Origin of the sequence: Aeromonas lacus (assembly GCF_000764665.1) — a bacterium.
Classification (GTDB): domain Bacteria; phylum Pseudomonadota; class Gammaproteobacteria; order Enterobacterales; family Aeromonadaceae; genus Aeromonas; species Aeromonas lacus.
This window is the reverse complement of sequence record NZ_JRGM01000131.1, coordinates 52,138-74,187: the sequence shown is the minus strand read 5'-3', so window position 1 is coordinate 74,187 and position 22,050 is coordinate 52,138. Positions and strand designations below refer to the sequence as shown.

General features: G+C 61.2%; 22 protein-coding genes. 12 read left to right on the top strand and 10 right to left on the bottom strand.

Annotated elements, in window-relative coordinates; translation table 11 throughout:
• The first annotated feature begins 20 nt into the window (after positions 1-20).
• Genes tauB through tauD form a run of 3 tightly spaced genes read left to right on the top strand, consistent with a single transcriptional unit; the run spans position 21 to position 2,460 of the window.
• A complete protein-coding gene (gene tauB, locus LG31_RS0109890; protein ID WP_033114303.1) occupies positions 21-788 on the top strand; it encodes a taurine ABC transporter ATP-binding subunit in 768 nt (255 codons plus the stop codon).
• Entirely contained in the window at positions 785-1,612 is an 828-nt protein-coding gene (gene tauC / locus LG31_RS0109885) for a taurine ABC transporter permease TauC (RefSeq protein WP_033114302.1), read from the top strand. Before tauB ends, tauC begins: the two co-directional genes overlap by 4 nt.
• Positions 1,609-2,460, top strand: coding sequence for a taurine dioxygenase (tauD, locus tag LG31_RS0109880; protein ID WP_033114301.1), 852 nt, complete (start codon positions 1,609-1,611; stop codon positions 2,458-2,460). Before tauC ends, tauD begins: the two co-directional genes overlap by 4 nt.
• 55 nt (positions 2,461-2,515) lie before the next feature.
• On the opposite strand, the gene LG31_RS0109875 is transcribed toward tauD, so the two are convergent.
• The 7 genes from LG31_RS0109875 to cyoA all read right to left on the bottom strand — a co-directional run bounded on the left by LG31_RS0109875 (position 2,516) and on the right by cyoA (position 9,365).
• On the bottom strand, positions 2,516-2,890 hold the full coding sequence (locus LG31_RS0109875) for a DUF805 domain-containing protein (RefSeq protein WP_033114300.1): 375 nt from the start codon (positions 2,888-2,890) through the stop codon (positions 2,516-2,518).
• 60 nt (positions 2,891-2,950) lie between these two features.
• Entirely contained in the window at positions 2,951-4,321 is a 1,371-nt protein-coding gene (locus LG31_RS0109870) for an MFS transporter (RefSeq protein WP_033114299.1), read from the bottom strand.
• 167 nt (positions 4,322-4,488) lie between these two features.
• The gene (gene cyoE / locus LG31_RS0109865) at positions 4,489-5,379 is read right to left on the bottom strand and encodes a heme o synthase (RefSeq protein ID WP_033114298.1); all 891 of its coding nucleotides are present in this window, start codon (positions 5,377-5,379) and stop codon (positions 4,489-4,491) included.
• Between the two features lie 14 nt (positions 5,380-5,393).
• Positions 5,394-5,723: a cytochrome o ubiquinol oxidase subunit IV gene (locus LG31_RS0109860; RefSeq protein WP_033114297.1), complete on the bottom strand. Its 330-nt coding sequence runs from the start codon at positions 5,721-5,723 to the stop codon at positions 5,394-5,396.
• Positions 5,724-6,338 (bottom strand): cytochrome o ubiquinol oxidase subunit III, encoded by a 615-nt coding sequence (locus LG31_RS0109855; RefSeq protein WP_033114296.1) that lies wholly within the window; start codon positions 6,336-6,338, stop codon positions 5,724-5,726.
• Between the two features lie 4 nt (positions 6,339-6,342).
• Entirely contained in the window at positions 6,343-8,319 is a 1,977-nt protein-coding gene (gene cyoB, locus LG31_RS0109850) for a cytochrome o ubiquinol oxidase subunit I (RefSeq protein WP_033114295.1), read from the bottom strand.
• A 2-nt stretch (positions 8,320-8,321) separates the two neighbouring features.
• On the bottom strand, positions 8,322-9,365 hold the full coding sequence (gene cyoA, locus LG31_RS0109845; protein ID WP_084059589.1) for a cytochrome o ubiquinol oxidase subunit II: 1,044 nt from the start codon (positions 9,363-9,365) through the stop codon (positions 8,322-8,324).
• Positions 9,366-9,978: 613 nt separating this feature from the next.
• Between cyoA and LG31_RS0109840 the strand changes: the two genes are divergently transcribed.
• The gene (locus tag LG31_RS0109840; RefSeq protein ID WP_033114293.1) at positions 9,979-11,904 is read left to right on the top strand and encodes an NAD(P)-binding protein; all 1,926 of its coding nucleotides are present in this window, start codon (positions 9,979-9,981) and stop codon (positions 11,902-11,904) included.
• Complete coding sequence (locus tag LG31_RS0109835) at positions 11,901-13,106, top strand: c-type cytochrome (protein WP_033114292.1); 1,206 nt, start codon at positions 11,901-11,903, stop codon at positions 13,104-13,106. The genes LG31_RS0109840 and LG31_RS0109835 overlap by 4 nt, the downstream gene beginning before the upstream one ends.
• A gap of 86 nt (positions 13,107-13,192) precedes the next feature.
• Here the strand turns inward: LG31_RS0109835 and LG31_RS0109830 are convergent, their stop codons facing one another.
• The 3 genes from LG31_RS0109830 to LG31_RS0109820 form a co-directional block, all read right to left on the bottom strand.
• Positions 13,193-13,522, bottom strand: a complete 330-nt coding sequence (locus LG31_RS0109830) for a DUF3634 family protein (protein ID WP_033114291.1) — start codon at positions 13,520-13,522, stop codon at positions 13,193-13,195.
• Between the two features lie 126 nt (positions 13,523-13,648).
• The gene (locus LG31_RS0109825) at positions 13,649-14,632 is read right to left on the bottom strand and encodes a nucleoside hydrolase (RefSeq protein WP_033114290.1); all 984 of its coding nucleotides are present in this window, start codon (positions 14,630-14,632) and stop codon (positions 13,649-13,651) included.
• 211 nt (positions 14,633-14,843) lie between these two features.
• Positions 14,844-15,137, bottom strand: a complete 294-nt coding sequence (locus LG31_RS0109820; protein WP_019446630.1) for a hypothetical protein — start codon at positions 15,135-15,137, stop codon at positions 14,844-14,846.
• A gap of 212 nt (positions 15,138-15,349) precedes the next feature.
• On the opposite strand from LG31_RS0109820, the gene LG31_RS0109815 reads away from it, so the two are divergent.
• The 7 genes from LG31_RS0109815 (at position 15,350) to LG31_RS0109785 (ending at position 22,007) form a co-directional block, all read left to right on the top strand.
• Positions 15,350-16,795, top strand: coding sequence for a coniferyl aldehyde dehydrogenase (locus LG31_RS0109815; RefSeq protein ID WP_033114289.1), 1,446 nt, complete (start codon positions 15,350-15,352; stop codon positions 16,793-16,795).
• Between the two features lie 11 nt (positions 16,796-16,806).
• Positions 16,807-17,397, top strand: a complete 591-nt coding sequence (locus tag LG31_RS0109810) for a TetR/AcrR family transcriptional regulator (protein WP_033114288.1) — start codon at positions 16,807-16,809, stop codon at positions 17,395-17,397.
• Positions 17,378-17,896, top strand: coding sequence for a hypothetical protein (locus tag LG31_RS0109805; RefSeq protein ID WP_033114287.1), 519 nt, complete (start codon positions 17,378-17,380; stop codon positions 17,894-17,896). Before LG31_RS0109810 ends, LG31_RS0109805 begins: the two co-directional genes overlap by 20 nt.
• 17 nt (positions 17,897-17,913) lie before the next feature.
• Positions 17,914-19,098, top strand: a complete 1,185-nt coding sequence (locus LG31_RS0109800) for an iron-containing alcohol dehydrogenase (RefSeq protein ID WP_033114286.1) — start codon at positions 17,914-17,916, stop codon at positions 19,096-19,098.
• 176 nt (positions 19,099-19,274) lie between these two features.
• Positions 19,275-19,535: a GNAT family N-acetyltransferase gene (locus LG31_RS0109795; RefSeq protein ID WP_033114285.1), complete on the top strand. Its 261-nt coding sequence runs from the start codon at positions 19,275-19,277 to the stop codon at positions 19,533-19,535.
• On the top strand, positions 19,522-20,112 hold the full coding sequence (locus LG31_RS0109790; protein WP_033114284.1) for a nucleotidyltransferase family protein: 591 nt from the start codon (positions 19,522-19,524) through the stop codon (positions 20,110-20,112). The genes LG31_RS0109795 and LG31_RS0109790 overlap by 14 nt, the downstream gene beginning before the upstream one ends.
• Before the next feature lie 71 nt (positions 20,113-20,183).
• A complete protein-coding gene (locus LG31_RS0109785; protein WP_033114283.1) occupies positions 20,184-22,007 on the top strand; it encodes a SulP family inorganic anion transporter in 1,824 nt (607 codons plus the stop codon).
• Positions 22,008-22,050: the final 43 nt, after the last annotated feature.

Genomic DNA, 22,050 nt, shown 5'->3' with positions numbered 1-22,050 from the left:
CAAGTAACCCGGAGACTGCCATGCTGCAACTCACCCACCTTTGTGCCGACTACGACGGCAAAAGGGTGCTCGACAACATCAACCTCACGCTGGAAGCGGGGGAGCTGATGGTGGTACTCGGCCCCTCCGGCTGCGGCAAAACCACTCTGCTCAACCTTATCGCAGGCTTTCTCACCCACCATCAGGGCGAGATCAGCCTGCAAGGCAAACCGGTGACCGGCCCCGGTGCCGAGCGGGGGGTGGTGTTCCAGCACGAGGGACTACTGCCCTGGCGCAACGTGCTGGACAACGTGGCTTTCGGGCTACAGCTGGCCGGTCTGCCCCGCCCGGAGCGCGAAGCGAGGGCCCTGGCCATGTTGCGCAAGGTGGGGCTGGAAGAGGCCCATACCAAACCCATCTGGCAGCTCTCCGGTGGTCAGCGTCAGCGGGTCGGCATCGCCCGGGCGCTGGCCACCCAGCCGCAACTGCTGCTGCTCGACGAGCCCTTCGGCGCCCTCGACGCCTTTACCCGCGAGCAGATGCAGACCCTGCTGCTGCGCCTGTGGCACGAGCAGCGCCGCCAGGTGCTGCTCATCACCCACGACATCGAGGAGGCGGTATTCATGGCGACCGAGCTGGTGCTGCTCTCCCCTGCCCCGGGCCGGATCACCGAGCGGCTGACCCTGGATTTTGGCCGCCGCTTTGCCGCCGGGGAGTCGTGCCGCAGCATCAAGTCGGATCCAGCCTTCATCGAGCAGCGTGAATACGTGCTCGGCCGGGTCTTCGCCGAACGGGAGGTGTTTGCATGACAGCCGCCCTCTCATCCTCGGCACTCCCCGCCACTGTGCGCCTGCGCTGGCCCCTGTCACGCCGGCTTGGCGTGAGCCTGCTTAGCCTGACCACCCTGCTGGCTATCTGGTGGCTGGTGGCGCACTTTGGCTGGATAAGCCCTCTATTTTTGCCGCCCCCCGAGCAGGTACTGCACCAGTTCATCACCATTGCCGGGCCGCAGGGGTTTATGGATGCCACCCTGTGGCAGCATCTCGCGGCCAGCTTGCAGCGCATCCTGATCGCCCTGATAGCTGCGGCCCTGTTCGGGGTAACGGTGGGGATTGCCATGGGGCTGAGCCCCACGGTGCGCGGCATGCTGGATCCGCTGATCGAGCTCTACCGACCGGTCCCCCCGCTCGCCTACCTGCCACTCATGGTGATCTGGTTTGGCATAGGCGAGACCTCCAAGGTGCTGCTCATCTATCTCGCCATCTTCGCGCCGGTGGCCATGGCAACCCTGACGGGAGTGCAGAGCGCCCAGCAGGTGCGACTGCGGGCCGCCCAGGCGCTGGGCGCCACCCGCTGGCAGGTGTTGTGGTACGTCATCCTGCCCGGCGCCCTGCCGGAGATCTTGACCGGGCTGCGCATCGGGCTCGGGGTCGGCTGGTCCACCCTAGTGGCAGCCGAGCTCATCGCCGCCACCCGTGGCGTGGGTTTTATGGTGCAATCCGCCGGCGAGTTTCTCGCCACCGACGTGGTGCTGGCGGGCATTCTGGTGATCGCCCTGATCGCCTTCATTCTGGAACTTGGTTTACGTGCGCTGCAGCGTCGCCTGACGCCGTGGCATGGAGAAGGACTATGAGCAATACCCTGCGTATCACCCCCCTCGGCCCCCACATCGGTGCCGAGATCAGCGGCATTCAACTGGCTGAACCTTTGAGCGATAGCCACTTTGGGCAGATCCATCAGGCCCTGTTGAGCCATCAGGTACTGTTCTTTCGGGACCAGCCCATCACCCCTCTGGCTCAACGGGCGCTGGCCAACCGCTTCGGCGATCTGCACATCCACCCCATCTATCCCCATGCGCCCGAGGCCGAAGAGATCATCGTGCTCGACACCCACAACGGGAATCCACCGGACAACGACAACTGGCATACCGATGTGACCTTTATCGAGACGCCCCCGGCGCTGGCCATCCTGGCCGCCAAGCAGTTGCCACCGGTCGGCGGAGACACCCTGTGGGCCAGCGGCATCGCCGCCTTCGAGGGGCTCTCCCCCAGGCTGCAACAACTGCTGGCAGGACTGGAGGCCGAACACGACTTTAGCAAGTCGTTCCCGGCCCATCGCCACACCAGCAGCCCGGAGGAGTACGGACGTTGGCAGGAGGCAGTAACCCGCCATCCTCCCTTGCGCCACCCGGTGATCCGCACCCATCCCCTCAGTGGCCGTCAGGCCCTGTTTGTCAACGAAGGCTTCACCACCCGCCTGCCCGACTTGCCGAGGCAAGAGAGCGAGGCGTTGCTCGCCTTCCTGTTCAAGCATGTCAGCAAGCCCGAGTATCAGGTGCGCTGGCGCTGGCAAGAAAACGACATCGCCATCTGGGATAACCGGGTCACCCAGCACTATGCCAACGCCGACTATCTGCCAGCCCGACGCATCATGCATCGGGCAACCGTGCTCGGCGACAAACCGTTCTGGCGCGCCTCTTGACGCCCAACAACGAAAAAGGGAGGCATCATGCCTCCCTCCTTTTTGGTGCGTTTTGTTAGCTGGCGATAAAGCCCTGCGAGGTGCCTGCTTTGGGATCGTCACCGAAGCGGTTCGGCCCCTGCTGGCCGTTGCAGACCATAAAGTAGATGAGCACCAGGGTACCGATAACGGGGATAAGGCCGATCAGCAGCCACCAGCCGCTGCGGTCGGTGTCGTGCAGACGGCGTACCGCCACGGCGAGAGACGGGATCAACACCGCCAGCGAGTAGATGGAGCTCAGGATCTCCTTGTCGCTGCCAATCAACCGATCCACCATCCCCACCAGCAACATGAAGACGACGTTGCAGAGCACGAACATCCAGTATTCGGTGCGACGGGCCCGCCCGCTGAATACCGCATATTGCTTGAGTACCGAGATATACCAGTTCATTTCGCCTCCAGACTGTTTTCAAAAACAAGTAGTTGCAGATCCGAACCGAGCTTAGCGCGATCAGTGCCAGCCGTCGATGACCAGCAGCTCCAGATCCCGGCGGCTAATGCGCTTGCTGTCCACCTTGACATAGACAGAGCGCTCGGAAGCGGCCAGCAGCACGTCGCTCACCCCGTCGCAGGCGCGGATCTTCTGCTCCAGAGCCGTATTGGCCTCCACCCCTTCCGGCAGCACGATGCGCAGACTGCTCACATAAGGAGGCTCCTGCATGGTGAGGCTGACCCCGAGCCAGACCAGCGCCAGCACGGCGCAGCCGCCAAACACCAGCGCTGCGCCACCCAGACTGTAGAACAGACCGCCGAGGCTGCCGCCGATGGCTACCCCGATAAACTGGCTGGTGGAGTAGATCCCCATCGCGGTGCCCTTGTAGCCGGGGGGGGACTCCTTGCTGATGAGGGATGGCAGCAGCGCCTCCATCACGTTGAAACCGATGAAGAAGATCTGCAACCCGGCGAGCAGGCCCCACAGCTGCAGCCCGCTTTGCCAGAGCACCAGCTCCGCGACAAGCATCACCAGCACGCAGATCTGGAACACAAGCTTCATCTTTCTACGCTTCTCGGCATAGATGATGAACGGCACCACGCTGACGAAGGCGATCAGCATGGTGATCAGATAGGCCTGCCACTGGCTGTCGCGGGGCAAACCGGCCCGCTCCAGCAGCGGCGGCAGCGCCACGAAGCTCGACATCAGCAGGGTGTGCACGCAGAGGATGCCGAAGTTGAGCTTGAGCAGGCGCGGGTTGGTCAGCACGGTGCGCATCCCCCCCTTCACCATGCCGGACTCGCGATTGAGCCGGTGGTCGCTCGGGGTCGGCACCAGCCAGAGGGTGACGGCGATGCCCGCCAGCGCCAGCAGGGCGATGAGCCAGAACAGGCCGGAGAGCCCCAGCGCATGGGTGATAAGGGGGCCGGTCACCATGGCGATGGCGAAGGTGATGCCAAAGCTCACTCCGATAAAGGCCATCGCCTTGGTACGGTTCTGCTCGCGGGTGAGATCAGACAAGAGTGCCATCACGGCGGCCGAGATGGCGCCGCTGCCCTGCAGGGCACGGCCGAGGATGACGCCCCAGATGGAGTGGGTCAGCGCCGCGATCACGCTACCGAGGGCAAACATCAGCAGACCGCCGACGATGAGGGGCTTGCGGCCCACCTTGTCGGAGAGCAGGCCGAACGGGATCTGGAACAGCGCCTGGGTCATGCCGTAGATGCCGATGGCAAGGCCAATCAGCGCCTCGGAGGCACCCGCCAGCGACATGCCGTAGGTGGTCAGCACCGGCAGCACCATAAACATGCCGAGCATGCGCAACGAGAAGACGGAGCCGAGCGCCCAGGTGGCACGGCGCTCGCCCCTCGTCATGGTGAAATCATTCATGATGGCCTCGATAGGTCAGGGAAAAGGAGGAGTAACGGGGTGGCCGACAGGTACCATGCCACACCCGATATACGGGAAAAGTGCCCGACGGGGCGACCCCATAATAACAGAGCCGGGAAAGTTCCCGGCTCTGGATTTCATGCTTTTTAGGGGTGCGAGTCACACTGTCAGGGCAGCATGCTCACCAGCACGGGAGCTGCATCCGGTTGGAAATCCACCGACATCATCACGCTGAGACAAGTGATGGTGACGATGGAGAACATGAACAGCTTGCGGGCCCAGAGTGCATCATCCACTACCTGCTTGTAGCCAGACAGCGCCATCCCCAGCCACCAGACGCTGACCGCGGTAGCCACCACCAGATACTTGTAACCGGCATAACCGCCGAGGAACAACATCAGGGTCGGCACCATAAAGGCCAGGATGTAGAGGGTGATGTGGAGCTTGGCCACCGGGATCCCCTTCACCACCGGCAATACCGGGATGTTGGCCGCCTGATAATCCTTGAAGCGGAAGATGGCGATCGCATAGGAGTGCGGCATCTGCCACAGGCTGAAGATCGCCAGCAGGATAAGCGCCCCCGAGTCGAACTGACCGCTCACCGCGCAGTAGCCGATGACAGGTGGCGCGGCGCCCGAGAGGCTGCCGACCAGGGTGCCGTAGACCGAGTGACGCTTCATGTAGAGGCTGTAGACCCCCACATAGACAATGAAGCCCAGCACCGCCAGCAGGGCGGCCAACGGATTGGCCGCCCAATAGAGCAGTGCAATGCCCGCAATGCCGAGCGCGGTGGCGTACCAGAGCGATACGCCAGGGGCGATCAGACCCTTCACCAGAGCACGGTTCTTGGTGCGCTCCATGATGCAGTCGATGTCCCGGTCGATGTAGTTGTTGAACACGCAACCGGAGGCGACCACCAGTGATACACCGGCCATGGTCAGAATGAACAGGGGCAAGTCCATGCTCCCCTTGGAGGCCAGCAGGAATCCCCCGATAACCGAGATGAGGTTACCGAAGATGATGCCCGGCTTGGTCACTTGCAGGTATTGCTTCATCATCGTTGCCAGCCTGCTCAGTGGACCATCATGTTGATGTTGAGGTTGTACATGATCCACAGGGAGCCCACGATCACGATGGCAATGATGAGCACGGTAAAGACCAGTGCCACCAGATTCCAGCGCTCTTCGGACGAGGTGTTCATGTGCAGGAAGTAGACCAGATGGACGAAGATCTGCACCACCGCCATGCCGACCACGGTGGCCAGCACGGTCGCGTGGGAAGCGGAGCCATCCATCACCATCCAGAACGGGATCGCGGTCAGAATGACTGACAGCACGAAGCCGGTCAGATAGCTCTTGGCGCTGCCGTGGCTGGCGCCGTGATTGTCAACGGAATGACTCATTTACATTGCCCCCATCAGATAGACCACGGTAAAGACGCAGATCCACACCACGTCGAGGAAGTGCCAGAACAGGCTCAGGCACATCAGGCGGGAGCGGTTGCGCTCGGTCAGCCCCTTCTTGCTCACCAGCACCATCATCACAATGATCCAGATAAGGCCGCTGGTCACGTGGATACCGTGGGTACCGACCAGGGTGAAGAAGGCGGAGAGGAAGGCGCTGCGATCCGGGCCATAGCCCTCGGCGATCAGGTGATGGAATTCGTAGATCTCCATCGCGATAAAGCCGGCACCCAGCACGAAGGTCACCAGCAGCCAGCCGTTGACGGCGGATAGCTGGTTCTTGTTCATCGCCAGCATGGCAAAACCGAAGGTGATACTGCTAAAGAGCAGCAGCATGGTTTCGCCAAACACGAACGGCAGCTCGAAGATATCCTTGCCGCTCGGGCCGCCGGCGGTGCCGTTGACCAGGACTGCATAGGTTGCAAACAGGCATGCAAACAGAATGCAGTCACTCATCAGGTAGATCCAGAAACCGAATACCTTGTTGGCACCGGCATCGTGGTGCCCATGGTCATGGGCACCGTCGTGAGTGTGATGTAGAACGTCGGTCGCCATTGCTTCACGCCACCTTGTTGATATTTTCAAAATGCTGACGCTCGATCCGCTCGATCTCGTCAACCTGCACGTAGTAATCCACGTCGTCGTTGAAGCTGTGGATGATCCAGCTCGCGATCATGCCGATGAAGCCGGCGATGGCCATCCACCAGATGTGCCAGACCATGGCAAAACCAAACACGGTGGCAAAGCCTGCGATGATGACCCCGGCCCCGGTGTTTTTGGGCATATGGATCGGGTCGTAGTGCTCGGGCTGCTGATAGGCAGAACCGTCCTGCTTGGCATCCCAGAAGGCATCCAGCCCCTTGATCTTCGGCTCGATGGCGAAGTTGTAGAAGGGCGGTGGGGAAGAGGTTGCCCACTCCAGGGTACGGCCACCCCAGGGGTCACCGGTCAGATCGCGGTTCTGCTCGCGGTCGCGGATGCTGACCACCAGCTGGATCACCTGACACAGCACACCCACGGCAATCAGCGCGGCACCACAGGCAGCCACTACCAGCCAGCCATGGAACTGGGGATCCAGATGCTGGCTGACGCGACGGGTCATGCCCATGAAGCCCAGCACGTAGAGCGGCATGAAGGCGACGAAGAAGCCGACAATCCAGAACCAGAAGGCACGTTTGCCCCAGACATCGTTGAGCTTGAAGCCGAACGCTTTCGGGAACCAGTAGGTGATACCGGCGAAGCAACCGAACACCACACCGCCGATGATGACGTTGTGGAAGTGAGCGATCAGGAACAGGCTGTTGTGCAGCACGAAGTTGGCTGCCGGCACCGAGAGCAGTACCCCGGTCATGCCGCCGATGCTGAAGGTGATGATGAAGCCGACGGTCCACAACATGGGCGAGGTGAACTCGATGCGACCGCGGTACATGGTGAACAACCAGTTGAAGATCTTCACCCCGGTCGGGATGGAGATGATCATGGTGGTGATGCCGAAGAAGGCATTCACGTTGGCGCCGGAGCCCATGGTGAAGAAGTGGTGCAGCCAGACGATGAAGGAGAGCACGGTAATGGCGACGGTCGCCCACACCAGCGAGGTGTAACCGAACAGCTTCTTCTTGCTGAAGGTGGCCACCACTTCGGAGAAGATCCCGAACACCGGCAGCACCAGTATGTACACCTCGGGGTGACCCCAGGCCCAGATCAGGTTGATGTACATCATCATGTTGCCACCCATGTCATTGGTAAAGAAATGGGTGCCGAGGTAACGGTCGGCGGTGAGCAGGGCCACCGTGACGGTCAGGATCGGGAAGGAGGCGATGATCAGGATGTTGGCGCACAGAGCTGTCCAAGTGAACACCGGCAGGCGCATCATGGTCATGCCCGGGGCGCGCATCTTGATGATGGTGGCAAAGAAGTTGACGCCGGTCAGCAGGGTGCCCAGACCCGAGATCTGCAGACTCCAGATCCAGTAGTCGACCCCGACCCCCGGGCTGTACTCCAGCCCCGACAGCGGCGGATAGGCCAGCCAGCCGGTCTGGGCAAATTCACCAACCCCGAGGGAGATGTTGATCAGCACCACGGCGGCGGCGGTGAACCAGAAGCTCACGTTGTTGAGGAAGGGGAAGGCCACGTCACGGGCGCCGATCTGCAGCGGCACGACAATGTTCATCAGACCGATCACCAGCGGCATCGCCACGAAGAAGATCATGATGACGCCGTGGGCGGTGAAGATCTGGTCGTAGTGGTGCGGTGGCAGAATGCCGTCGCTGCCAGCCGAGGCCATCACCTGCTGAGTCCGCATCATCACCGCATCGGCGAAGCCGCGCAGCAGCATCACCATGCCGAGGATGAGATACATGATCCCGAGGCGCTTGTGATCCACCGAGGTGAGCCACTCTTTCCACAGATATTGCCACTTGCCGAAATAGGTGATGAGACCGGCGATGGCCAGCCCCCCCAGAATGATTCCGGCCACCGTCACCATGATGATGGGTTCATGGTACGGAATGGCGTCGAGCGTTAATTTTCCAAACATCGTTATTCCTCGGATCCCGCTTTCACAGAGTTGTCATCCATTGCCATTTTCATATGGCCGGCATGATCCATGTGTTCGTCTTGCGCCATGTCGCCATGGTTCATCTGTGAGTGATCCATCCCCTGATGGGTCATGGTCTCCCCCTGCGCCATGGGCATCTCGTGGGTCACCCCCTGATGCTGGCCGTGCTTCATGTCACCCATGAACTTGTTGATCAGGGTGACAAACAGTTTCGGGTCGGCACTGGAGAAGTACTCCACCGGATGGAACTCGCTCGGTTTGGCCAGCGCATTGAACTGATCCATGGTGATCAGCTGTTTTGGCGACGCCTTCACCTTGGCAACCCAGGCATCAAAACCGGCCTGATCCGGAGTCGCGATGGCATTGAACTTCATGCCCGAGAAACCGGCACCGCTGTAGCTGCTGGAGATGCCGTCATACTGGCCCGGCTCGTTGGCGATGAGGTGCAGCTTGGTCTGCATGCCCGCCATCGCATATATCTGGCCGCCCAGACGCGGAATGAAAAAGGAGTTCATCACGGTATCGGAGGTGACCCGGAAATTGACCGGCGTATTGACCGGGAAGGCCAATTCATTAACCGATGCAATACCCAGTTCTGGATAGACAAACAACCACTTCCAGTCGAGGGAAATAACATCGACCTGAATCGGTTTCACCGTGGAATCCAGCGGTTTGTAAGGATCCAGTTCGTGAGATGTTTTCCAGGTAATGGTGGCAAGAATAACGATAATAATGACGGGAACGGTCCAGACAACCGCTTCAATCTTGTTGGAGTGAGACCAGTCAGGCGTATATTTGGCGTCGGTATTCGAAGCTCTGTATTTACGAGAAAATACCACGGCCATAATAATTACAGGGATCACCACGATTAACATCAGGCCAAGGGCCGTCAGTATCAGTGATTTCTGTTCCAGACCAATCTGCCCTTTGGGGCTCATCAGAGCCATGTCACAGCCAGTCAGCATGCCGGCGGCCGCGAGCAACAGCAAGGCACCCAAACCCCTCTTTAATGCAAAAGGTTTCATGCAGCGTCCTTTATCTTCGCAAGGCGAAAGTTGTAAAAAAAACGCATCATTCTGAACAAAACCTGACTATGTGAACAACATGAAAAATTAATCTCCACGTTGTGCCCAGGTTGACGTTTGCTTGTAACAGTTGTTAACCCGCGACCAATAATTGAGTGCATAAAACCGACTGGTCATTAATTCATCGCACCCTGCTTTTATTTCAATCAATCTTGAGACCAAGAGACAAAACCACCGGCAATTAACCTTTCACTATTCATGGTCAAATAGTGGCACTGCGGCTATCTGCATAAATTTACAGCTCTATTTTTGTGCTGTTTTTTGACCGGATAGAAATATGGAAAATAAAAAGGAACTCAATCAAAACCATAATTAATCAAAAAGAGTTCAAATTAATTCCATGGGTTCGGCAAGGTTTTGTCTGATAAATATGCAAAGCGAAGACATCTACCCCTGTTTTGGCCATTACAAGCTTCATCATTTTGTTTAATAAGTTATTATCAAAGCCATGGACTCTACCGGGATATGACGGTAGGTTGCGTCCCCTTGCTGCTTGCCAGCTACCATTTCAGCTCTGTGCTTTTTTTCAACGCTTCAAACAACAGGGATTGCCATGAGCATCACACGCAGAGATTTTCTCAATGGCGTCGCCATCACCATCGCAGCAGGCATCGCCCCCATCAACCTGCTCAAGGCTGCCGAAGGCGGCAGCGCGCTGGCTGACAAGACGCTGGTCTACCCGCCCGCCCTCACCGGCCTGCGCGGCAACCACCCGGGCTCTTTCGAACCGGCTCACAGCATCGCCCGCGATGGCAAACAGTATGACTTTGCCAATGTCCCCCTTGAGGGAGAGGTCGATCTGGTGATCGTCGGCGCCGGCATCAGCGGTCTGGCCGCAGCCTGCTTCTATCAGCAACTGCTCGGCGCGGATAAAAAGATCCTGCTGCTCGACAACCACGATGACTTCGGCGGCCACGCCAAGCGCAACGAGTTCACCACTCCCGATGGCCTGCGGCTGGGCTACGGCGGCAGTGAATCCCTGCAATCACCGCGCTCGGTCTACAGCCCGGTAGCACTCGGTCTGCTCAAGGCGCTGGAGGTCAACATCGATGAACTGGCCGCCGGTTTCCAGCAGACTTTCTATCCGGATCTGGGGCTCAGTCGCGGCGTCTATTTCGACGAGAAGCACTTTGGCGTCAACAAGATAGTGAACGGCGATCCGGGCCATAACGTGGCGGATGACATCCCGCGCGATCGTCTTAACGGTCGTCCGCTAGCGGAGTTTATCGGTGACTTCCCGCTGGATGATGCCGACAAGGCCGCACTGCTGGCCCTGCATGAAGAGAAGACCGACTACCTGAGCGGCATGAGCCGCGAGCAGCAGGATGAGTGGATCACCCGCAACAGCTACACCACCTTCCTGCGCGACAAGGTGGGCCTGAGCGAACGTGCCATCACCTACTTCCAGCAGCGTACCAACGACTTCCAGGCAGTCGGCATCGATGCCACTGCCTGCGCCGATGCGCGCCTCTGTGCCCTGCCCGGCTTTGGCGGCCTCAACCTGACTCCGCTCGATGCCGAGGAGCAGGCCGAGCTGGACGATCCCTACATCTTCCACTTCCCGGATGGCAACGCTGGCCTCACCCGTCTGATGGTGCGCAAGCTCATCCCACAGGTGGCGCCGGGTCACACCATGCAGGATGTGGTGCTGGCCAAATTTGACTACAGCAAGCTCGATCTGCCGGAGCACAAGGTGCAGCTGCGCCTTGGCAGTACCGCCCTGCAGGCGAAAAACGTGCGCCTCGCCGATGGCAAGCTGGCAGTGGACGTCACCTACATCAAAGAAGGGAAACTGCACCGGGTGCGCGCCAAGCAGTCGATCATGGCTGGCTACAACATGATGATCCCCTACATGGTGCCCGAGATGCCGGAGCCCCAGAAGGAAGCGCTGCGCCAGAACGTCAAGGCACCGCTGGTCTACACCAAGGTGGTGATCAAAAACTGGCAAGCCTTCGTCAAGCTGGGGGTGCACGAGGTCTACTCCCCGGCCGCCCCTTACAGCCGGGTCAAGCTTGACTATCCGGTCAGCATGGGTGGCTATGAGCATCCCAAGAGCCCGGATCAGCCGATGTGCCTGCACATGGTCTATGTACCGACCCTGCCGGGCAGCGGCCTGTCGGCCCGCGAACAGTCCCGCAAGGGGCGCGCCATGATCCTCGGCATGCCGTTCGAGCAGCATGAACAGATGATCCGCGAACAGCTGCAGGGGATGCTGGGTAGCGCCGGTTTCAACCATGAGCAGGATATCCTCGCCATCACGGTCAACCGCTGGTCCCACGGCTACTCCTATGTCACCAACACCCTGTTCGATGACGAGGAGCAGTGCGAGAAGTGGATCGAGCTGGGGCGCAAGCCGGTCGGCAACATCACTATCGCCAACTCGGATTCGGGCTGGAGCCCCTACGCCCACGCCGCCATCGACGAGGCGTGGCGCGCCGTCAACGAGCTGGTCGCCATGACCAAGGGAGGTGCCCAATGAGCCGCGCCCTGTCACTGACTGCCAGCGCCCTGCTGCTGGCGCTGCCCGCCCTTGCCGCTCACGCGGCTCCTACCATGTCGGCAGGTGAGTATGTAGCCAAGCTGGGCGATTGCGCCGCCTGTCACACCAGCGAGGCAAGCAAACCGCTGGCTGGCGGCAAAGGATTCCCGACCCCCATCGGCACCGTGTTTGCCACCAACATCACCCCCGACAAGACTCACGGCATTGGCAATTACAGCCTGCCGGAGTTCATCAAGGTGATGCGCGAAGGGGTGGCCCGCGATGGGCATCGCCTCTATCCGGCCATGCCCTACACCGCCTACGCCAAGATGAGCGACGAGGATCTCACCGCCCTCTACCACTACCTGATGCAGGATGTGCAGCCGCTGGCGGTGGCCAACAAAGAGAGCGATATACCCTGGCCGCTCAACATGCGCTGGCCGCTGATGGGGTGGAACTGGGTCTATCACGATGACAGCCGCTTCACCCCGGTCGCTGGCAAGAGCGAAGAGTGGAACCGCGGCGCCTATCTGGTGCAGGGTGCCGGTCACTGCGGCAGCTGCCATACCCCGCGTGGCCTTGGCATGCAGGAGAAAGCGCTGACCGAGGCGGATCCCGTCTACCTGAGCGGTGCCGCCCTCGACGGCTGGTATGCCCCCGACATTCGCGGCAGCCGCTACGACAAGCAGGCGCTGATCGACCTGCTGAAAACCGGCCGCAGCCAACATCAGGCCGTCGCAGGCCCAATGGCAGAAGTGATCACTCACAGCAGCCAGTATTTCAGCGACGCCGATCTGGCCAGCATCGCCACCTACCTCACCGACCTGAAAGAGGAACCGGCGGTAGCGAAAGGAGCTCGCGCCTATGCCAGTGCCGGCGGCAAGGCGGACTACGCCATGTACTGCTCCACCTGCCACGGGGTCGATGGCAAGGGCAATGACCACGTCATTCCCTCGCTGGTGAACAACCGCACCGTGCTGGCGGACGATCCGGCGAGCCTGCTCAACGTGCTGCTGCACGGCGCCGAGACGCCCATCACCCGCGGCCATATCGGCTACCACATGCCGGGCTATGGCTGGACCATGGATGACGAGCGGATCGCCGAACTGGTCAATACATTGCGCGCCTCCTGGGGCAACGAGGGGCAGGCGATCAAGGCTTCTGCGGTCAAGGCCCAGCGCGAGCTGCATGGCAAGGAGTAAGGGCAAGCCGCTCTCGCTTGGCCAAGCGCCATAAAAAACGGGCCTCCACTGGAGGCCCGTTTGCTATCTGATGCACTCGGACTGCTTTACCCTTTGCGCGGCTTGGCGCCCGGGGCGGCGACGTGACGATAGTCGCCATAGGGGAAGATATTGCGAAAACGCTGGGCCACCGGCTCGGGGATGGAGCGGGAGAAGACCAGCTTGACCCCGTCGCCATCGCGATGTCCCACAATGCGCCCACGCACTGTTTCGTGGCGCAGGATCTGCTTGGCATGCTCAATAAAGGCGGGCGATACCTTGCCCTGCTTGACCACCACCTTGCCGGGTGCAAGGCGGATCTCGAACAGGGCACCACGCCCCAGTTTCATCAACCACCAGATCAGGGCTATCGCCACTATCAAGGAAATCCAGGCCATCCCAATCCCTCCTAACGTCTTGATATCAGGCAGTATAAGCACCTGTGGGCCGCGATTGTTTGGCGGGGATCACAGCCGCAACGCAACGTGCGCCACCACGAATCACCGCCAGACCGTCAGGGTTGTTTAACGGCGCTTGCCCCAGGCCACCAGCGTCTCACGATAGAGAGCCAGCAAGGCTTCATCACGCACTGCCACCCCGACCTGCTGTGGGCAAAACTCGGCCCAGCCATCGTGGGAGTGGCGCTTGCCATCGAACTTTTGCAGGGTATGACCGATGGCCGGGCCACTGTTTATCACCCGCACCGGCCCTTCGCGCAGGGTAAAGAGAGTCGGGTCAATGACATAGGCGATGGCGGACGGGTCGTGGACATGGCAGCCGGAGAGCCCCAGTTTCTCCGAGTAGAAACGCAGGTAGAAACGGCTCACATCCCACAGGAACTGGCCCGGCTCGCCAGCTTCGTCGCGCAGCGCATCGAGATAGTCGCCGCTGAAAAAGCTCTGCTGGGTCACATCCAGCCCGATGATCACCACCGGCCAGTCGGCAGTAAAGACCCGGTCGGCAGCATCGGGATCGTCGTGGATATTGGCCTCGGCATAGGGGGTGACGTTGCCACGATGACCATTGATACCAAAAGCGCCCCCCATCACCACCACCTGTTTCACCAGTGAAACAATCTCGGGCGCCTGCTGCAGCGCCAACGCCAGATTGGTCAGGGGCCCGATGGTGACGAGGGTGATCTCCCCCGGCGCCGCTTTGACCGCCTCGACAATATACTGCCAGGCGGGACGGGGATCGGGCGCAATAGTCACCTCTCCCGCCTCCAGGTCACCAAAGCCGCTCGGGCCATGGACTATGGTGGTGGGGCCGACCGGCTCGCGCAGCAGCGGCGCCGCTGCGCCTTTGGCCACATCCGCTTTCATGCCGTACTTCTGCTTGAGCCAGAGGGCGTTGCGGGTGCCATTGGCGATGGTGGCGTTGCCAAAAACGGTGGTGATGGCGAGCAGCTCGATGGCGGGGTGCGCCTCGGCAAAGAGGATGGCCATGGCATCGTCGATGCCCGGATCGGTGTCGAGAATAATCTTGTGAGTCTGGATCTTGTCAGTCATATGACCTCCCTGCAGCGACAAAAGGGGGAGTCTACCGGGCTCGCCGCCCTTTATCCCGGCAGGGGATCACACCCTGAACCTTTGTTTGCACTTTCCGGCATTGCATCAACGATCCACACCCCCCACAACAAAAAATGGCGCGGCCACTTGGGGCCGCGCCATTACGATTCATTATCTTATTGTGCAGGAACGAGGTTCCCGGCATTGCCGCTCAGCGTTTACGGTGCCAACGCGGCGAGGTGGACTTCTCTCCCCAAGGGGTCACGCAGGGGAGCAGAGCCCCTTCAATCACCGCATCGCAGCTGGCCAGCGCCTCGGCAATCTTCTGATGCAGCACCCGCAACACCTTGCCTTCGTGCTCGGCCAGCGAGTGGCCGGCGGCAAAGAACTCCGGCTGATATTGCAGCGCCAGCTTCTGGGCAAATTCGTAGGTGTTGAAACAATCCGGCATCCGCTCAACCACATCTTCAAGCCGGGTCAACAAGCTGTTCAATTCCCTGGTCATAGTGCTCCCTCCGTGCATGTGAATAGCCAAAAACTACCTCTTATTGGATAACCCACCAACGAGCAAACCACAAAAGTGTGGGGAGGAACACAGTTCTCTCTTGCGTCCAGCCGCCGGTGACAGAGGCAGATGATGCCAGCTTTACACTTGCGCAACAAACGACTAGATTTAGACCGACCAATCAGTCGGTTGTTTTTCAGACGGAGAAGAGCATGGGAGTCGCACCGCATCAGCACAGTCCGGAGGATATCCTCGCCATCAAGTTGGCCCTGCCCGAGCAGCTGGAGCGGCTCAAACGGGCGAGCCGGGAACACCCCATGCCAACGCTGGCCGAGCGGCGAGCCCAGCTGACCAAGCTCAAGCGGGCACTGCTGGCTCACAAGGAGCAGCTCTGCACGGCGCTGGCACAGGATTATGGCCAGCGCAGCCACTACGACAGCCAGATCGCCGACATCCTCCCCTGCATCATGCAGATCAACTACACCCAGAAGCGGCTCAAGCGCTGGATGCAGCCACATCGCCGTCATGCCGGTCTGCTGCTCGCCCCCGCCAAAGTGGAGGTACACTTCCAGCCGCTCGGGGTGGTCGGCATCATAGTGCCGTGGAACTTTCCGGTGATGCTGAGCCTCGGCCCGCTCATCACCGCCATCGCGGCAGGTAATCGGGCGATGCTGAAACTCTCCGAGTTCACTCCCCATACCAACGCCGTGCTGCGAACCCTGCTCACCACCACCTTCAACGAGGACGAGATCGCCGTCATCGAGGGGGATGCCCAGATGGCGGCCGCGTTCAGCTCGCTCCCCTTCGATCACCTGTTGTTCACCGGCTCCACCATGGTGGGCAAGCTGGTGATGGCCGCCGCCGCGCCCCAGCTCACCCCGCTCACCCTTGAGCTGGGCGGCAAGAGCCCTTGCCTCATCGCCCCCGACATGCCGGTTGAGACCGCCATCGAGCGGATGATCTTCGGCAAGAGCCTCAACGCAGGCCAAATCTGCGTTGCCCCCGACTATGTGCTGCTGCCCCGCAGCGAGGTGGATAACTTTATCGCCGCCTATCGCAACCACTTTGCCAAGCTCTACCCTGCCGGGCTCGCCAGCACTGACTACGGCGCCATCATCAATGATCGCCAGTATCAACGTCTGGTCAGCTGGCTCGATGAGGCCAAACAGGCGGGCGCCCAGCTCCACCCTTGCGCCACTCCGGCGCGGGATGATCAGCGCCGCCTTCTGGCCCCGCACCTGCTGACCGGGGTGCCGGGCCACTGTCAGGTGATACAGCAGGAGATCTTCGGCCCGCTGCTGCCGCTTATCCCCTACGACACGCTGGAGGAGGCGCTTACCTACATAGCCGAACGTCCCCGCCCGCTGGCCCTCTATCTGATGAGCTTCGATCCCGAGCTGCAGGCCCGGGTAACCCGGGAGACCCACTCCGGCGGCATGGCCATCAACGAGAGCCTGTTCCAGGTGGCAGCCGATGATGTCCCCTTCGGCGGCATCGGCGCCTCCGGCATGGGCCACTACCACGGGCACGAGGGGTTCCTCACCTTCTCCAAGGCGAAAACCGTGCTGACCCGCGGCAAGTTCACCACCGGCTCCCTGATCCATCCGCCCTACAACAGCTGGATCCAGAAGCTGATGATGGCTTTCTTCCTGCGTTGACGGAGCCCGCCATGACCGACAAGCGCCGCCAAATTCTGGATGCCGCCCTCGCCCTCTGCGCCGAAGATGGTCTGCAGGGCGCCGCCACCGCCCGCATTGCCAAGGCGGCCGGGGTCGCCAACGGTACCCTGTTCCACCACTTTCCGAGCAAGGAGGCACTCATCCTCCAGCTCTATCAGGATGTGAAGACCCGGATGGGAGCAGCCATCTGCGAAGCAGATCCCGAGCTGGCACTGCGCGAGCAGATCCACCACTACTGGCAGCAGGCGATGAGCTGGATGCTGGCCCACCCCAACGAGCTCAAATTTGTGCTGGGTTTCTTTCACTCCCCCCTGCTGGCCCGCCCGGCCCGCAGCCAAATCCTGAACGATACCCTGCGCTTTCTGCCCGCTCTGCTGGTAAAAGGGCAGGCCAGTGGCGAGCTGATGCAGGCCCCCGCGCCGCTGTTGCTGGAGGTGTGTCAGGGGCAGTTCCTCGCCTGCGCATCACTGTTTGTCGATCAACCCGAGCTTGGGCAGGATGCCCACTGGCAAGCCAGTGCCTTTGCCCTCTTCTGGTCAGCCATCTCAGGAGCCAACCCTTATGACAACTCCGACCGTTGAATCTCTGGCCGCACTGGGCCGCCGCCTCTGGATCACCACTCTGCTCTGGGTCGTGGGCCGTACTCTCTGCCGCGCCGCCCGTATCGACGACGCGGTGCGCCGCGAACTGGCACCCTTGCCGGATGGCCTGGCCATTCGCCTTGAGGTGGGGGGGCTTGATTACGCCATGAACATGCATAAAGAAGGAGGGCGCTGGTATCCCGGTGCGCCGGCTGCACCCCATGCCACCATCCATCCGCTGCGGGTGCGCTTCAAGCACCCCAATATCGCGTTTCGCGCCTTGAGCTTTCGGCTCGGGGTCAATCAGGCGTTCAGTGAAAACCGGCTGCTTGTAGAGGGGGACCTGACCACCGCCATGCATCTGGTGCGGGGGCTTGAGCAGTTGCAGTCCCTGATCCTGCCTGCCTTTATCGCGCGGCCGCTGCTGCGCCACTATCCGGCCCAGCGCAACAAACTTGGCCGTGCCTGCAACATCTATCTGGGTCTGGTAACCGGCTGAGCGCAAGGAGCCTTGATATGAGCCGCTATTACGATTTTTTCTGTCCGGTCAAACTGCTGGCCGGTGAACAGGCGCTGGAGCAGCTGGCCAGCGAGCTGGCAAGCCTTGGTGCTCGCCGCCCCCTGCTGCTAACCGACAAGGGGGTCAATGCCACCGGCCTTGCCACACTGCTGGCCAATGTGCTGGCCGAGGGGGAGCTGCCGGTCGCCGCCATCTGGGACGAGATCCCGGCCGACTCCTCCACCGCCGTGGTGGAGCGGATCGCCAAGCGCTACGCCGAGCTCGATTGCGACAGCCTGGTGGCACTGGGGGGCGGCTCGGTCATCGACACCGCCAAGGCGGTCAATATCCTGGCATCCATGGGTGGTGAACACCTGCTCGACTACTCGGGTGCGGGCTGCCTGACCCGCCCCCTCAAGCCGCTGGCGGTGGTGCCCACCACCGCTGGCACAGGTTCGGAGGTAACGCTGGTGGCGGTGATCAAGGATGAGGCGAGCGGGCGCAAGGTGCCCTTCACCTCCCCCTTCCTGCTACCGCAGCTGGCGGTGCTCGACCCGCGTCTGACTCAGGGACTGCCCCTCAACATCACCGCAGCCACCGCCATGGATGCCATGACCCATGCCATCGAGGCCTTTATCGGCACCGCCAAAAACCCGGTGAGCGATGCGCTGGCCCTGATGGCGGTAGAGAAGATCGCCAATGCCCTGCCGCAGATCCTCAAGGACCCGCAAAACAAGCAGCTGCGGCTGCAATTGGCCGAAGGCTCCACCCTGGCGGGCATGGCCTTCTCCAACTCCATGGTGGGGCTGGTGCATGCCCTCGGCCACAGTCTGGGGGCTCGCTGCCATCTGCCCCACGGCCTGTGCATGAACCTCTTCCTGCCGACCGTGCTCGACTACAACCGCCCCGAGGTGGATAACGAGCTGGCCCGCCTGCTGCTGCCGCTGGTGGGAGCCGAGCGCTTTGCCGCCACCCCGGCCCACCTGCGGGCCGAGGCGACCATCACCGCCATCCGTACCCTGCGCGATACCCTGTGGCAGGCAGTCAAGCTGCCGCGCACAATGAGCGAGGCGGGTGTGAGCGATCGTTCACTACTCGGGGAGATACGCGATCTGGCCGTCAACGACGGCGCCATGCTGTTCAATCGCAAGGATGCCGACCGTGAGCAGTTGCTCACTCTGCTTGAGCGGGCCTGGGCCTGAATCACGCAGACAAAGGATGCCCGGCAGAGCGCCGGGTATCTTTTGAGCAGGATCCCGATATGACACAGAGAGGAGACATCAGGGGAGGATATTGACCCCATGCAGCCGTTATCTGTTCTATACCTTGGCTAACAGTTATTGTGCAGACAGCCATCTTCATGCCAGAGGTGCCCACCATGAGCGACATCATTCATCAGGCCAACCAGCAGCAATTCATCTGTATGGTGGAGGGGAAGGAGTCGAGATTGCGCTACCGGCGCCTCGATGCCAAAACCATCGATGCCTACAGCACCTTTGTACCGCCCGAGCTGCGGGTGCAGGGGATTGCCGATCAGCTGGCCCGCGCCCTCTTCAACTGGACTCAGGCAGAGGGGCTCACTATAGTGCCCAGCTGCAGTTACATTGATGTCTGGTTACGCCGAAATGCCAATAGTTGAGCCATTAGATCCCAAGCAAGAACAAGCCTTCCAAGCCAAAACCGAAGCACTGCTGCGGGCCGATCCGCAGCGGATGGCCTGCCTGCAGGCGGCCGACGAGCTCAATCTGCCCGACTGGGCGCTGGGGGCCGGCTTTATCCGCAACCTCATCTGGGATCATCTCCATCACAAGGCGACCCCTACCCCGCTCAACGATATCGACCTTATCTACCTCGATAGCAGCGACCCGCAAGGGCTTGCCGAAGCAGAGCACGAAGTCTGGCTCGCCAAACGGCTGCCCGGCCAGCAGTGGGAGGTGCGCAATCAGGCCCGCATGCACACTCGCCAGCTGGTAGCGCCGTTTGCCAGCAGCCTTGAGGCGCTCAGCCACTGGGTCGAGGTGCCCACCTGCATCGGCGTGCGCCTCACCCGGGATGGCGAGTTCGAGTGGCTTGCCCCCTACGGCTTTGCCATCAACTGGTCGCTGCAAGTGAGTGCCAACCCCAAATGCCGTCAGGACAAACAGATCTTCACCCAGCGCATCAAGGAGAAGCAGTGGCAGACCCTCTGGCCTGACCTTCAGGTAAACTGGCCATAACCTGATTGCAATCTTTCGATAACCTTGGGCACACTAGGGGAAAAGCTGGTTGTAACTCAATGGGTTAAATAATGCGCGACTTCTTCTCTCTCGAACGCTGGCTACCGGGCCTCGCTGCCCTGCTGCAATACCAGCGCGCCTGGTTGATGCCTGACCTTCGCGCTGGACTCTCGGTCGCTGCGGTGGCCCTCCCCGTTGCCATCGCCTATGCCGAACTCGCCGGGGTCGGCGCCATCGTCGGCCTCTACTCCTGCATCCTGCCCATGCTGGTCTATGCCCTGTTCGGCACCTCCCGCCAGCTGATCGTCGGCCCCGATGCCGCCACCTGTGCGGTCATCGCCGCCGTAGTGACGCCGCTGGCGGCAGGCGACCCCACCCGCCACTGGCAGCTGGTGATGACCATGACTGCCATGACCGGTTTCTGGTGCCTGATTGCCAGCCGCTTCAAGCTGGGAGTACTGGCCGACTTTCTCTCCCGCCCGATCCTGATGGGGCTGCTCAACGGCGTGGCCATCACCATCATGGTGGGCCAGCTCTCCAAGATCTTCGGCTTCACCTTCAGCGAGCGCTATCTCATCGAGCGGATCGCCAACGGCACCACCTACATCACCCAGACCCATCTGCCGACCCTGGCCATGAGTCTGGTGGCACTGGCCACCCTGCTTCTGGCCAAACGCTTCCGGCCAGCCTGGCCCTCCTCCATGGTGGCCATGGTGATCACCGCTGCACTGGTGTGGGCACTCAACCTCGGGCAGTACCATATCGCGACCCTCGGTAAGGTAGGCTCCGGCCTGCCCGCCTTCCAGATGCCGGAGTTTCCCCCGGGACTGATGCGGGAGCTGGTACTGCCGGCCCTCAACCTCGCCATGGTGAGCTTCGTCTCCATGATGCTGACTGCCCGCAGCTTTGCCGCCAAGAACGGCTACGAAATCGACGCGGACAAGGAGTTCCGGGCGCTCGGCATGGCCAACCTCGCCTCCGCCATCTCCCAGGGCTTTGCCATCAGCGGTGCGGATTCGCGCACCGCGGTCAACGACGCCAACGGCGGCAAGAGCCAGCTGGTCTCCATCATCGCCGCCGGGGTAATCGCTCTCATCACCTTCTACCTGACTGCGCCGCTGCAATACATCCCGACCGCTGCCCTCGGGGTGGTGCTGGTGATGGCATCCCTGTCGCTCACCGACTTTCGCGGCCTCTGGGCGCTGCGCCACTCCGACCGTGCCGCCTTCTGGCTGGCGCTGGTCACCTTTATCAGCGTGCTCACCATGGGGGTGATCCCCGGGATCACCCTTGCCGTGTTGCTGGGGCTGTTCCAGTTCCTGCGCAATGTGATGCGTCCCACCGACCAGCTGCTCGGCATGGATGACGAAGGGGTGGTACGCACCCTGGGGGACAACGAGCAGGCCAAGGCGATCCCGGGTATTCTGGTCTATCGCTTCAACTCGCCGCTCACCTACTTCAACGCTCCCTACTTCAAGCGGCGAGTCATGGCCCTGCTGGTGCAGGATCCCCACAATCCCAAGTGTCTGGTGATCGATGCCGTCGCCTGCTTTACCCATCAGGACATCAGCGTGATGAGCATGGTGGGGGAGCTGCACAAGGATCTGAAACGGCGCGGCATCCATATGGTGATGGCGGGACGCCACGGCCAGATGACCCACTGGCTCAAGCAGGCTGGCGTACGGGTGGGCGACGAGGGGATCATTCTCTGCCCCGACATGTATCAGGCGCTACGCATGACCCGCTGCTACCGCGAGCCGGTGTTCAGGGATGACGATGTAGTCGAAAGCACCACAGATGCCATCCTCTCCCGCTGGCCACAGGATGATGCCCTGCCAGACTCGGCGCGTCTTACCCTCCCCTGCGAGCAGGAGGCGGGCACGACGCCGGCCTGATCCGCCGGCTAGCTCCTCTGGCCGGAGAGTCTCCGGCCAAGGA